Origin of the sequence: Pseudarthrobacter chlorophenolicus, from assembly GCF_000962805.1 — a bacterium.
GTDB classification, from domain to species: Bacteria; Actinomycetota; Actinomycetes; order Actinomycetales; family Micrococcaceae; genus Arthrobacter; species Arthrobacter chlorophenolicus_A.
Genome location: NZ_JZTW01000003.1, coordinates 175,642 through 189,008, shown reverse-complemented (window position 1 = coordinate 189,008; position 13,367 = coordinate 175,642). Strand labels below are relative to the sequence as shown.

Annotated in this window: 12 protein-coding genes; 6 read left to right on the top strand and 6 right to left on the bottom strand. The window is 62.9% G+C overall.

Annotation, left to right across the window (positions count from 1 at the left end; all coding sequences use genetic code 11):
- Positions 1–3: 3 nt before the first annotated feature.
- Entirely contained in the window at positions 4–231 is a 228-nt protein-coding gene (locus UC32_RS05540) for a hypothetical protein (RefSeq protein WP_152642563.1), read from the bottom strand.
- Between the two features lie 79 nt (positions 232–310).
- Positions 311–1,630 (bottom strand): hypothetical protein, encoded by a 1,320-nt coding sequence (locus UC32_RS05535; protein ID WP_045730240.1) that lies wholly within the window; start codon positions 1,628–1,630, stop codon positions 311–313.
- A gap of 249 nt (positions 1,631–1,879) precedes the next feature.
- Here UC32_RS05535 and UC32_RS05530 point away from each other — a divergent pair, with 249 nt between their 5' ends.
- The 3 genes from UC32_RS05530 to UC32_RS05520 all read left to right on the top strand — a co-directional run bounded on the left by UC32_RS05530 (position 1,880) and on the right by UC32_RS05520 (position 6,608).
- Positions 1,880–2,506 (top strand): DUF4230 domain-containing protein, encoded by a 627-nt coding sequence (locus tag UC32_RS05530; protein ID WP_045730239.1) that lies wholly within the window; start codon positions 1,880–1,882, stop codon positions 2,504–2,506.
- Between the two features lie 137 nt (positions 2,507–2,643).
- Positions 2,644–4,341, top strand: coding sequence for a DUF262 domain-containing protein (locus UC32_RS05525; RefSeq protein WP_045730298.1), 1,698 nt, complete (start codon positions 2,644–2,646; stop codon positions 4,339–4,341).
- The gene (locus tag UC32_RS05520) at positions 4,338–6,608 is read left to right on the top strand and encodes a DUF262 domain-containing protein (RefSeq protein ID WP_045730238.1); all 2,271 of its coding nucleotides are present in this window, start codon (positions 4,338–4,340) and stop codon (positions 6,606–6,608) included. The genes UC32_RS05525 and UC32_RS05520 overlap by 4 nt, the downstream gene beginning before the upstream one ends.
- 144 nt (positions 6,609–6,752) lie before the next feature.
- On the opposite strand, the gene UC32_RS05515 is transcribed toward UC32_RS05520, so the two are convergent.
- Positions 6,753–7,244 carry a GNAT family N-acetyltransferase gene (locus UC32_RS05515; protein WP_045730297.1) on the bottom strand — a complete coding sequence of 164 codons (492 nt, stop codon included), beginning with the start codon at positions 7,242–7,244 and terminating at the stop codon, positions 6,753–6,755.
- 17 nt (positions 7,245–7,261) lie between these two features.
- Complete coding sequence (locus UC32_RS05510; protein ID WP_045730237.1) at positions 7,262–8,128, bottom strand: ribokinase; 867 nt, start codon at positions 8,126–8,128, stop codon at positions 7,262–7,264.
- A 159-nt stretch (positions 8,129–8,287) separates the two neighbouring features.
- On the opposite strand from UC32_RS05510, the gene UC32_RS05505 reads away from it, so the two are divergent.
- The gene (locus UC32_RS05505) at positions 8,288–9,730 is read left to right on the top strand and encodes an MFS transporter (protein ID WP_045730236.1); all 1,443 of its coding nucleotides are present in this window, start codon (positions 8,288–8,290) and stop codon (positions 9,728–9,730) included.
- A gap of 29 nt (positions 9,731–9,759) precedes the next feature.
- Positions 9,760–10,755, top strand: coding sequence for a nucleoside hydrolase (locus UC32_RS05500; RefSeq protein ID WP_045730235.1), 996 nt, complete (start codon positions 9,760–9,762; stop codon positions 10,753–10,755).
- Positions 10,756–10,782: 27 nt separating this feature from the next.
- On the opposite strand, the gene UC32_RS05495 is transcribed toward UC32_RS05500, so the two are convergent.
- Entirely contained in the window at positions 10,783–11,571 is a 789-nt protein-coding gene (locus UC32_RS05495; RefSeq protein WP_045730234.1) for a hypothetical protein, read from the bottom strand.
- 64 nt (positions 11,572–11,635) lie between these two features.
- Entirely contained in the window at positions 11,636–12,397 is a 762-nt protein-coding gene (locus UC32_RS05490) for a DUF4386 domain-containing protein (RefSeq protein WP_045730233.1), read from the bottom strand.
- A gap of 225 nt (positions 12,398–12,622) precedes the next feature.
- Here UC32_RS05490 and UC32_RS05485 point away from each other — a divergent pair, with 225 nt between their 5' ends.
- Entirely contained in the window at positions 12,623–13,360 is a 738-nt protein-coding gene (locus UC32_RS05485) for a mycothiol-dependent nitroreductase Rv2466c family protein (protein ID WP_045730232.1), read from the top strand.
- The last annotated feature ends 7 nt before the right edge of the window (positions 13,361–13,367 follow it).

Sequence of the window (13,367 nt, the reverse complement as noted above, 5' to 3'; positions counted from 1 at the left end):
TTGCTACTTCTTCCGCATCTTGTCTCTCACTGCCGCTACCTTGCGGTAGATCTCTTTGGCTTCGGGGCTTGTTGCTGCACGATAAATTCTCTTTCCGTCCGCAACCAGCTTCTCGGCCTTGGCCTGCATCGCAGGGTCCTTGGCGAGAACGTAAAGCTTGGTAGTGGCGGCTTTCGCCTTTTGTCCGACGTCCTTCATCGCGGCTGCGGCTTTGTCTGCCTTTCCGGCCATGGTCTGCTCCATTTCTGAGATGGCTGTTCCTATCAGATAAACGTGCCCAAGGCCTATGGGCGCTCTGCGCATCGACAACCTAGGCGGGGACTGCAGGGAAAACCACGAGCGACCCGTCGCTGTTCCGCTCAATCTCAATTGCAACGTCGTCCCGGTGGCCATTTACGTGAAGGCCGTCTCCCAAAGCACGAAGTCGATATGCGGCCTGCAGTAGCTGGTCTACCTCGCCGGGCGTAAATGCGGGAAGTCGGAAACCACCGTCGCGCTTCACTTCAAGTGCAGACAGTCGAAGTAGCACCTGGTTGATGCCTGACTCCAACTCGTCGGTGCCGCGTCCGTCGTCGCGAAGCGCCCCGACGAAATTTTTGAAGGAATTGCCGGTGTCCTGCTGGGCGTGTTCGACTGCTTGCAGCACGAGGACCCGGCGTTTCAGAGCGACGGCTAGCCGGGCGATTTCCAAGTGCGCCCGAAAGGTGCCGCCTTCCTCGGTGATGCCGGGAAATGACTTCTTCAGTTCGCTCACTTCGACTGCGCCGTCGGGCAGGGCATCCAGTGCGGCTTCCCACTTCTTTAGCCGCCTACGGGTAGCAGCGATAGCGGTGTTGATACCATGCACGGAGGAATCCAGACCGAGCGAAAAGCCGATCCGGCCCTGGTCAAGAAGGATCGAGGTAGCCTTGTCGATCGCTTCACGGCAACCGTCCAACTCGTTGCGTTCCTTGTCAAGGTTGTCCTCGTGCAACTGCTCCAGGAGGTCCGTAATACGCTCAATCGCTTCCTGGCGCTGGTGCTCTGCATACGCACTCACGCTAACGGCGACTGCCATCAGCACAAGTGGCGCGGCCACCGTCAGGGCTCCAGCACTGGCAACAGCAACGCCAGCCGTAGCCGCGGAACCAGTTGCAGCGCCGGCGGTACCTGCAGCTGCGGCTCCGCCAACAACGGGTACGAGCTTGGCCTGCCCGACTATTCCGGTCGAGTTCACCAGGGCGCCATAGACAGCTCCTGAAGGTCCTTTGGCTGCCATGGGCCGAACGAGTCCTTTGCCCACCTGGGCAGCAACTTTAGCCGGTACTACCATCCGATAAAGTACCTCGCCGGTATCAGCTACGTTCACTTTTGAGGGAGCTGATTTCGCTGTTTGGGTTACTAGCTGCGCCAACTGCTTTGCGAGCGGGCTTGCAACGTCAAGCGGTAGGCCGCCTTTGCGATCGCGAGTCTGTGGCATCGGGTGCATCTCGAGTGTGGCGATGGGAGAATCCGCGAGTGCTGCCAGAACGGTTCGCAATTCTGCGAGGCGAGCCGGCGTTAGCCCCTCAGTACCCAGCACGTCAGCAACGCTCACTGCCTCTGTAGCTAGTGTCCATACCGGCACGAGTGCCTTGCTGTTAGTAGTCACTGTGTCCCCTCGTGGAAGTGAAACCGCCTTCGCGGTGGGAGCGACGCCGCTGGAGGACCTGAGAACATGGTCCTTGCCTAAATGGCACCGGTGGTTATCGTCCCACATTCATATAGGAACGCATGAAGTGTCACCATGCTAAGCGTTGGGCGAGTCCCGCTACACTGATCCTGAATCAGCCAGACAGCAACCTCTGGCATGCAATCATCAGGAACGGAACCCAGGCCGTTTCAAGGCAAAAGGGGTCTAGTGTCCGAAGCTAAATCATTCAAGCCGGCAGCGTACATTGCTTCTGCGGTAGCGCTGCTACTGGCTGTAACGCTTGTAGCGAGCATGCTTGGGTTCGGCCCGTTTGCGAGCAAGAGCGGGCGGAGCCAAAGCGTTCTTCTCAAATCCGTCCGGGACGTAAGCCAGTACCACGCTGCGGTCGGTAATTTTGAGCTTTTGTTGGATAAGAAAGATGACACCGGGGGGCTTCCTGATTTCATAGCGGGACGACGGACGCTATTTGTAGCCGCTGGCACCGTCAACGCCTATGTCGATCTTGCAGGCCTGGCCGATACGGACCTTACTCTGGCAGCGGACGGCAAATCGGTGACCCTGCGGCTGCCCGAGCCGCAGCTCGACAAGCCAAACATCGACCATGAACGTTCTTATGTTTATAGCCAGGATCGCGGCATTGCTGATCGAGTCGTAGATGCGTTCACGGCGCCCCAGCAAGCCGAACTCTATCTCCTCGCCGAATCCGACATGGCCAAAGCTGCTGAGGATTCTGAGCTGCGGCAGAGAGCGGACGAGAATACCAAGAGCATGCTGACCGGTCTGTTCGGGTCGCTCGGGTACGAGGTCTCCTTTGAGAGAGATACGTCTGACTAGATTGTGGCGTTGATCGTTGTGATCAAAGCCCTGCATGGCGTGTGCCGGGGATAGTTTCGGCTACGGCAGGCTAAACACGTAGTGAAACGCTATCGAAACCGCCTCCAATGTCGGAGGGGCTGGGTACAGTTGCGAGCATGGGGAAGTCAGGTTCATTAGAGGATCGATTTGTCGGTGATATAGAAGGCCGGTTTTTCATCCCCGCGTACCAGCGTGGGTATCGGTGGGGCGAAGAGGAAGTTACACGCCTTCTGGACGATATCGCGGAGAGCCGTCACCAATCGGCATATTACCTGCAGCCGATCGTCGTGAAATCAATGGCAGATGGCCGATGGGAGCTTGTAGACGGCCAACAGCGACTTACCACCTTGTTCCTTATTCTGCAGGACATCCGCCGATCGTTGCCGTTCGCAAAGGTTCAATTCGAGCTCGAATATGCCACCCGGGGTGGGAGTCAGGAGTATTTGAAGGACCCGCACGAGGCGGGCAGCAGACGCAACATCGACTTCTTCCACATCCACAAGGCCGCTTCTACGATCAGATCCTGGTTTGAATCTTTAGGGCCTGGCGAAACTCAGGCCGCAATCGACTTCTACACGGATTTGTCGCGTCGTGTGAAGGTGATCTGGTACGAGGCACCAATTGCAATGGATTCTACCGATCTGTTTACCCGGCTCAATGTTGGTCGCATCCCCTTGACGGACGCGGAGCTGGTGAAGGCGCTTCTGCTCACCCGCGCTCGAGGTAATGCCGACGCGTCCGACCGGTCCCAAGAGGTAGCCGCCCAGTGGGACACCCTCGAACGAGATCTCCGTGCGCCCGAGCTGTGGGCGTTTGTGACAGGGCAGGCAGACAGTCAGTCGAACCATATAGCCCTGCTGCTCGACTGTCTCGCAGGTGGGTCGACAGGGCGTGAAACAGCGGCCTTCAAAACGTTTGATTCGCTACGTGCCGAAATTGATATCGACTTCAAGACCTTTTGGAACAAAGTCCTTGACCTCCACTCTCTGATTCTCGGCTGGTACGAGGACCGAAATCTCTTTCACAAGGTCGGGTACCTGATCGCAACTAAGACTCCATTTAATGAGCTTGTCACTGTCGCAGAAGGCAAAACTAAGAGCAGCTTCGAGGCGCTGCTCGACAACATGATCAGGACGAAACTGGATCTGACAGACACAGCCCTATCCGGGCTCTCGTATGAGAGTGCGGCAGGAAGGGAGAAAGCGACCCAAGCTCTGCTGTTGATGAACGTCGAAACAATCCGCAAGATGCAACATTCCTCGGAACGCTATTCATTTCATGCGCACGCCGCCGGGGCATGGTCACTGGAGCACATCCACGCACAGAATGCCGAAGCACTCAATAAGGCCGAGCAGTGGACCAGCTGGCTCCGCCTACATCGAGACGCATTAGTCGGCCTTCCGATCGACCATGACCGTCGTCTTGACATGATCCGCCGCATCGACGACGCAATCCCTACGATCAGCCGCCATACGTTCCCTGAGTTGCAGCGCCAGGTCAACGCGATCTTTTCGTCCGGTGATGAGGGTGCGGAGGGTGACGTGCATGTCATTGACAACCTTGCACTTCTCGGCGACAGAGACAACAGCGCATTGAGCAACGCTGTTTTTGAAGTGAAAAGGCTTGAAATACTCCGGAGAGACCGCATGGGTTCCTATATACCGGTGTGCACACGAAATGTGTTCCTGAAGTACTACACGGAGGAGGGCGCGCAGCAAGTCCACTTTTGGGGCGCAGCGGATCGCCGCGCGTACTTGGACGCATTTCGCCGGGAAATCGGCGGCTACCTAATGGAAGAAGTGAGCCAAGCATGAATACGCCAAGCCGCTTGACTACCTTCACCGGCCTTTTTGCTTCCGATGATGAGGCACAAGTGAGGGCGATCCGAGTCCCATTAATTCAGAGGGATTACGCGCAGGGCCGTGAAGACGGCGCCATCGAACAAATTCGCAACAACTTCCTTGACGTTCTTCACTTGGCCGTCTCCGGAGAAAATCCGGATCCGGTCCACCTCGACTTTGTTTACGGTGAAGTGAAGTCTGGTGTGCTGGAACCCCTCGATGGTCAGCAGCGGCTGACGACGTTATTCCTGTTGCACTGGTATCTGGCCTCGCGAGCGGGAGAGCTCGATTCTCGCCAGCCGTGGACGGAGTTCACATACGCCACTCGACCGAGCGCACGCTTATTCTGCGAACGCCTTGCAATGTCCCCGCTGCCAGCCTCAATTGAGCAGCCGTCGGCGTGGATCATCGACCAGCCGTGGTACCTCTTCGTTTGGCGCCATGATCCGACGATCCAGTCCATGCTTGTGGTGCTGGACGCAATTCACAGGCGATTCCGGACCGAGGATGCCAAGACCGCTTGGATGCGACTCGTAGATCCGATTAAGCCGGCGGTTTCCTTCCTCGTGCTCGCTCCGTCTGATATGGGCTCGGCTGCGGACCTCTACATCAAGATGAATTCGCGCGGTAAGCCGCTGACGGAATTTGAAAATTTCAAGGCGCATTTTGAGAAGTCGATTGAATCAACTAGAAGGGCTAAGGAATTTGCGCAAAGGGTAGACGGGGCATGGTCGGACTTACTCTGGGGATTCCGCGGCGAAGATGACTTGATCGATGACGAATTTCTGCGCTACATCGGCTTCATCACTGAGTTGTGCGAGTGGGGCGATCCGGAAGCTGACGTTCGTGAGCGTCGAGAGCTTCTCAGCCATAGCGCCGAACGGGTCTTCGGGGAGGCGAATGTAAGACGATCTGAGTCGTTGGACTTCCTGTTCAGCGCATTCGATGTATGGGAAGGCCGAGACATTGCTGGCCTGTTTACCGGGCTTTTCAGGGGCGCGGCGGAGCAGCCAGCGGATGAAACCGACCGAATCGCATTGTTCTTCCGGGACCAGCGGATCAACCTGTTCGACGTTTGCTGCCGGACGTTTGGTGAAACGAGCGGGAGAACACGAATCTTCACGTTCGGGCAGAGCCTCCTGCTATTCGCCGTGCTTCTCCACCTTAAGCATGAGACAGACGCACCTCGGGCCCGGATCCGTTCGCTGCGTAATCTCATAGAAGCTTCTACGAATGAACTGCGTCTGGACCGGATGCCCAGGTTGCTCCGGGACGTTGAACGACTTGTGCGTGACGGCGCTCTCAGCGAACTCGAGAGCTTCAACAAGCAGCAGATCGGCGAGGAATTGCTGAAACGAGAGTTCCTGGTCGCAAACCCTGAGCTCATCCAGTCGCTTCATCGTTTGGAAGACAGTCACCTCCTGCGCGGATCTATAGGCGCCTTCTGCTTAGAACCGAACAAGTTCGCTGCTCGAACCGACGCGTTCCTTCGCTTGGCGTCAGAGCCCGAAATCTGGCCCGAGGTCACAGGGGCGCTGCTAGCAACGGGCGAGTATCAACGAACAACCAACAACAGAAGGTTTCAATTCGGAACCGGGTTCAAGCGATACGAGAATGCCTGGCGGGAACTATTGACGGGGGCAGATCAAGAGGCGCTTTCGGAGACGCGATCCGCTTTCGCCAAGCTCTTGGATGCCATCAGCTGTTGCGAAGAATTAGAGCCGACACTGGGGGCCCTGCAATCGGAATGGCTCGCTCAGCGTGAAGCGGAGCTCTCTTTCGATTGGCGATACTACATGGTGAAATACTCGGACATGCGTGAGGGCGGCTCGGGAATCTACTACTCAGAAGGCGGAGCGCTAGGCTACTCGATTTGCATGCTCCGGGGCGGTACAACCACGCTCAATAGTAGGTACCGGGATCCATATCTCCTTGCGATTTGGCGTAACCTGGGCAGCCCCGAGGACGTGGAAGACCCGTGGTTCACTGGGCATGAGGCTACTCCTCGGCGGTTGAAGCTCACGCGGAGCGGCGTCGGGATCCGCTCCATTTCGCAAGGATTGGAGCTGTCCGGGCCTGCGGTAGAGGAGTTTGCGGAAGTTTACACTTCGCTCCGGCGTGACCTCGGCGCCTCCGAGAACGGCCTCATTGAGATCAAGCAGGTGGACGGTATCGACGCGGTTGACCGAATCCTGCTAGGAGCGGACGTTTTGCGACGGCTTCTTGATGCGGGACTTTGACCGGCACGTTCATGCATATTTGAGTCGCGACGCCATCTTTTGACTTTGCCCTGTTCCAACTAGGCGTGGGAACTTGTGCACGTGCATGGGCTGGCCACCGTCATCCGTAGAGCTTGCTCATCGAGCAGCAACCCCCGCCGCACGTCAGAGCTCCAGCCGGAACACCCACAGCAGCACGTCTTCGCCCGGCACACGCCAGTCCCGCTCGGGCGCCCGCCGGAATCCCAGAGACGCGTACAGCCCGTGGGCGCGTTCCATAAACGTGGCACTGGTGATGCTGATCGCCTCGACGCCGTGCAGCTGCCGGGCGTGCTCAATGATCGCGCGCACGACAGCCCGGCCCACACCGCTGCCCTGATGCGCCGGGTCCACCGCCAGCATACGGAACTCCAGTTCACCGTCCTGCGCGATCTCGGTGTACGGCTGGCCGGCGAACGTCAGCGTTACCGCCGCCGCCACCTGCCCGGCGGCCTCCGCCACCCACACCTCCGCGTGCTCGGCGCGGTGCTCCACATCCTCAAGCACACTCATGTACGGATGGTCGGCTGCGAAGTGCCCGGCCCGCTGGTACGCCTCCTGGGTGATCCGCCGGACCTCCGGGAAGTCGGCCGGCACCGCTCGCCGCAGTGTCACCATCGCCGGCAGAGCAACGCTCACCGGGCGTCCGAAGCTGAAGCGGTCTGCTCCAGATACTGGCCCAGCTGTGCCAAATCCGGCTGCGAGGACGGATCGCCCACGGCGTCAGCACCCACGGCGTTGGCAACAGAAAGCGCGGCGGCGTAATCAAGTCCCGACCTCAGCGCCAGGACCAAAGCGGCACAGAACGCGTCGCCGGCACCCACGGTGTTCGCCACTTCAACCGCAACCGACGGAGCCTCCGCCACCTTGCGGCCCTGCTCGAACATCGCCGACCCCTCGCCGCCGTACGTCACCGCCACCAGCTTCGCCTCCGCCAGGGCAGGAATCAGGGCGTACTCGCTTTCATTGACGATCACCAGGTCGCACCGCTGCAGCAGTTTCGCCGGCAGGTCCATGGCCGGCGCCGCGTTCAGCACAAAGAAGCCCTGCGCCTTCCGGGCCGCCTCCAGCACCACAGGCAGGCCCACCTCGAGCTGGCACAGCACCGTCTCCTCCGGGCCGAACTCCACCCCGTCCAGCGACAGGTGCGCGTTGGCGCCAGGGCACACCACAATTTGGTTCTCGCCGTCACGGTCCACCACGATCAGCGCCGTCCCGATCGGCTCCGTCAGGACGGTTACATCTGAAGTATCAACACCGGCAGCACCCAGCGCATCCAGCATCCGCTGGCCGGCGGAATCCCGGCCAACGGCGCCGACCATCCGGGCCCGGCCGCCGAGCCGGGCGGCCGCCGCGGCCTGGTTGGCACCCTTGCCGCCGGGCTGCTCGGAAAGGACGGCGCCGCCGATGGTTTCGCCCGCCGTTGGAAGCCGTTCGGAGGTGGCTATCAGGTCCAGGTTGATGCTGCCGACCACGGTGACGGCAGTGCGTGTTGTGTTCATGGGAAAACTCTCTCAGGGGGAGGGCCGGAAGCGGCCGGGGTTTCAAAAAAGTGTAGCGCATGGTTGTACTTGTTAGTCATACGTGGTTGTATAACAACTCGAACCGCAATTCCGCGAAGCGGTCCAACCCAAAAGCCTGCTCGAACAAAGGAGTTTGATGTGAACACCCCGACCCCCGCGGCAGCCGCGCCGCCCGCGGACCCGACTGCCGCCGTCGTACTTCCCGACGACCCAGCCAGGCTCTCCGGCCGCCGCGCCGCCCTGCTGATCTCCTCGCTGCTGCTGGGCGTGCTGTCCTTCCAGCTCAACGCCAGCATGGTCACCCCGGCGCTGCCGCAGATCGCCGCCAGCTTCGGCAAGGGCGCCGACGCCGCCGCCCCCGTCCAGTCCATGTTCTTTCTGGCCGGCGCCATCGCCGGGCCCGTGATCGGCCGGTGGAGCGACTTCATCGGCCGCCGCGCCGCGCTGCTGCTGGTCCTGGGCATCATGTCCGCCGGCACCATCCTCTGCATCACCGCGCCCACCCTGGAACTGCTCGTCACCGGCCGGTTCCTGCAGGGCGTCTCCAGCGCCGTCTTCGCGCTCGCCTACATCGTCCTCAGCGAAAACCTGCAGGCCAAAGTGTTCGGCACCTCGGTGGGCATCATCGCCGCCATCAACGGGGGAGTGGGCGGCGTGGACGGCTACGTGGGCGGGCTCATGGCAGAGACCCTCGGCTTCCGGTCCATCTTCGTCGTCGTCCTCGTCCTCACCGCCGTCGCCGCTTTGTGCATCTTCCGCTTGGTGCCCGCCGGGCGGCCTGTTGGGGTGCGTGGCGCCATGGACTGGTGGGGCGCCGGCTCCCTCTCGCTGTTCCTGGTGTTCCTGACGTACTTCGTGTCCGACGGTTCGGCCGCCGGCTGGACGTCGCCCACCGCCCTGGCCCTGCTGGCCGGCACCGTTTTGTCCTTTGCGGGATTCTGGTTCATCGAGAAGCGCCGCAGCCACCCGCTCATCGCCGTGCACCACCTGCGCTCCCGCCAGGTGTGGCCGGTCATCGCCACCACCGTCCTCACCCTGGCCGGCATCTTCGCGGTCATCAACTTCACCGTGGTGCTGCTGAGCCAGGATCACGACGGCGGCTTCGGGCTTTCCGCCTCCATCTCGGCCTTGCTGTTCCTCACCCCCGCCGCGCTGATCGGCGTCTTCGCCGCACCTTTGGCCGGGTGGTTGGCGGACCGGCGCGGGTGGGTGCGTACCCTGCGGCTTGGGACGTCGCTGAGCCTGGTGTGTGCTGTGGTGGCCGCGGTGTTTTCGTCCAGCCCGGTGGCGGTGTTTATTGCCGTTGCCTGCCTGGGGATCTTCTACAACGGCTTCTTCCTGACCGCCATCAACGGGCTCTCGGTGCTTCTGTCACCGAAGGAGGCCCCGGCTGCGCTGCCCGGCATCAACGGTGCGTCGTTCGGGATCGGGGCGAGCCTCGGCGTCGTACTCGTGGCGCCGTTCGCCGCGCAGGCGACCTCTGCGTGGTACGCCACCGCCCTCTGGATCTCGGTGGGCATCACCGCTGCCGCGTTCATCGTCAGCCTCTTCGTCGCCGCCCCCAAGGGCGAGACGGTCTAACCCCTCTATCTGTTGCGAAGGAATCTATTGTGACTGCCCCCGTTTACTTGGACTGCGACACCGGCATCGACGACGCCCTCGCCCTGGCCTACCTGCTCGCCTCGCCGCTCGCTTCCGTGGTGGGCATCGGGACTGTCAGCGGGAATGTGAGTGCCGCGGTTGGTGCCCGGAATACGTTGGATCTGCTTTCGTTGGCCGGGGCTGCTTCTGTGCCTGTTGCTGTGGGCGCGCACGATCCCCTTATTGGTTCTTTTGGTGGCGGGTCGCCGTGGGTGCACGGGCAGAACGGTGTGGGGGAGGTTGTGGTGGCGCCTTCTGCTGCCTCTGTTGTTGCTGAGTCCGCGGCGGAGATGCTGGTGCGGCTGGCCCACTCTTATCCCGGTACGTTGCGGGTGGTGGCGATCGGGCCGCTGACGAACATTGCCGAGGCGCTGCGGCTGGAGCCATTGTTGCCCTCTTTGGTGGAGTCGGTGGCCGTGATGGGCGGAGCCGCGCTGGCGCCGGGGAACATCACGCCCGTGGCCGAGGCGAACATCTGGCACGACCCAGAGGCCGCCGCCCTGGTGCTGGCCGCCGACTGGGACGTGACCCTGGTGCCGCTGGACGTGACGATGGCTTCTGTGCTGGAGGAGCACCACCGGCAGGAGCTGCTGGCCTCTTCTGCGCCCGTGCCGCGGGCGCTGGGGGAGATGCTGGGCTACTACTTCCGGTTCTACGAGGGCATCTACGGCCGGCCCTGCTCCGCCATGCATGATCCGCTGGCGGCGGCGCTCGCCGTCGGCGCCGTGAAGCCGGCGCTGGCACCCGTGGTGCGTGCCGCCGTCGACACTTCCGGCGGGCCCGGGCGCGGGCAGACCGTGTGCGACATGCGTGGGCTGTACGCGGGGTACCCGGCGGTGAAGGGGGCGCGGTGCCGCGTGGTCCTCTCGCTGGAGGAGGACTTCGCCCCGCACCTGGTGGAGACGCTGCTGGGGCACTTTGAGACCGCTCCTCTGCCGGCGGCATGGGCCGCGGTCAGCGCGTAGCGTTGCCACACGCGCGGGCAAGTTCCCTTAGCCGGGGCTTCCGCCCAGCACGTCCACGTGGACGTGGTCGAGGTGGCGAAGGATCTCATTGCCGGGTGCAGGTGCCTCGTAGTCCCGCCATTGCCCCCGCGAGCTGCGTGCGCTCCAGAACCGGTCATCGAAAATGACGAACTGGATGTCCAGGTCCTCGGCGTGGGCCACCAGCCAGTGAGCCAGTATCCACCCCTGGCGCCGGGTCTCCTCGGTGACGGGGCGGAAGAAGATGTCGATGGCCCGGCCGTCGTAGTGCGTCGAGTCCGCTCCGTGCCCCTGGTCCACGCCACCCGGGGCGAAACCGCCCAGGCTCTGCTCGCCGAACACCTCGGCCATCGCGGTACGCAACTCCTCGGCGCGCGGTGTCAGGCCGCCGGCACCCGCCTGCTGTTCGTGCAGGTCACTGGCGGCCGAACCCCGGCAGGCCAGGACAGGACCGGCATCTTCGGAGGGCCCTTCGGCCAGGCGCTGCAAAACCGCCGGGTCCATGCCGGTGGTGTCCGGGGCTGCCATCCCGCGGGCGAGGAGGGCCACCGCCGTGGTGGCCCTCCTCGCTGCCTCACGGTCGAGTCCCACCTCCCCGTCCGGCGTCTCGACGACGCACTCCGGGCGCAGCACCAACGAGCCGTCCGGTGTGCGCAATCCACTGACTAAGCCGGGCCCGAGGAGCGCCAGCACGGTGGCCAGTGCCCCGAACAGGACAAGGCCAAAGAGCAGCCGGCGGGCGCGGTGCCGGCTGCCACGCGTGCGGTTGCCGGCCATGGTGGGGTGCCCTTCGGTCATTGGATGCTGCCGTGTTCATTGTTTCAAACGTGGCGGCAGTGCGCGGCCGGAGGCAATCGAAGTCTTAGGCGCGGCCTTCATCGCGGCGGCTGGCCGTGGCAGCACGTCCGCGGCGCCGGGGGAGGAGCAGGATGCAAATGCCCAGCGCCGCCACCCACAATCCCCACCCGGTACTGCCGATCAGGCCGGCGAGGTCCCACACCGGGAACCCGGGAACGGCGGTGGCAAGGATATCGCCCTGGTTCAGCAGGTAAAGGAGGCTGACCAGAAGCCCGGCCAGGCCCAGCCAACGGGGGAGGACCCCGGTCCGCACAATAACCACGCTGAGGGTGACCGACCAGCCGATGACCAGCAGTTGGCCCAGATGTTCGCCCAGCAACGCCCCGCCGAACTGGTGTTGCGCCAGCCAGGCTGCTTCCACGGCGGCGCGTGCGGTGGCATCGCCTGTCACGTATGACGCGGCCAGGGGCGGGACGACGAACACCCAGCGCAGGAACCCGATGAGCGACAGGAGCACCGAGGCAGCGCCCACGTAGGTCGCCACTCTCATGGCAGGATTCCCGCGGAGGTCCAGCGCTTCGGGCAGAAGCAGGACGGGTATGGCCAGGAGGCCATAGGTCCACGCGGTGGCGCACCACGTCCAGACGAGCCCGGCTCCGCCGGCTTCGAAGGCGGGCAGTACAACAGAGGCCGGCTCCCGCAGGATGTCAGGCCAGTTGAACGTCGCCGACAACGTGCTGGCGGCCGCGGCGAACGCCAGCGCGCTCACCACGAACAGCACCCCTGTCACGCGCAGCGTGGTCCTGTCACTGGAGCTGGTTGCCACGGTTCCCGCCTCCCGGAGCCTCTCCCCGGCAGCATCGTACGCTTGCCCCAGAAGCCAAACAATGGCGGCTGCGGACGGCCCTGACGCAGGGGAGGACGACGACGGCGGGAGGCGAGTTCCGTCGTCGTCCTTCCCTTCCTGGCCACGGGGTAAGGGTGACGGGCCGGGAGCCTGGGCGGGCTTGTTGATTAGGTGCGGGTTGCGCGCGGGTGCAAGGCTGGGCGGATGAACGCCGACATCAACTTCTATTTCGACCCCGTCTGCCCTTTCGCCTGGATGACGAGCAAGTGGGTGCGGCAGGTGCAGGCGCAGCGCGGGTACAGCGTGGACTGGCGGTTCATTTCATTACGACAGATCAATGCCGCGGTGGACTATGACGCGCATTTCCCGCCCGAATACGAGGCCGGGCACACGGCGGGGCTCCGGCTGCTGCGGGTGGCGGCCCGGGCACGGGCGGAGCACGGCCGCGAGTCGATTGCCCGGCTGTACGAGGCGTTCGGGACCCACATTTTTGAAGCCGCCCCGGACGCAACCGGCGAGCCCTCAGAGGGCGAAGTGCGTGAGCGGCGCGGGACACGGGAGTTTGTGGAGCCGATACTGGCCCAGGCCGGTTTGCCCGTGGCGCTTGCCGAAACCCTCGACGACGACTCCTGGGACAACGAGATCCGGCAGGAGACGGATGAGGCGCTGGCGCTGGCGGGCAAGGATGTGGGCACGCCCATCGTCCATTTCGAACCGCCCGCCGGTGTGGCCTTCTTCGGGCCGGTGATCAGCCGGCTGCCGGACGAAGAGTCTGCCGCCGAGCTGTGGGACCACGTGGTGGGGCTGGCGCGGTTCCCTGGTTTCGCCGAGCTCAAGCGAAGCCTGCGTGAGCGGCCGCAGCTTCCTGCCTTCGGGGTCGCCTCCGGTGCAGTAGGTCAGCAGGAGGACTGGCACGGCGGCAGCCGGCGGCAGAAGAAGTGAACTTCAG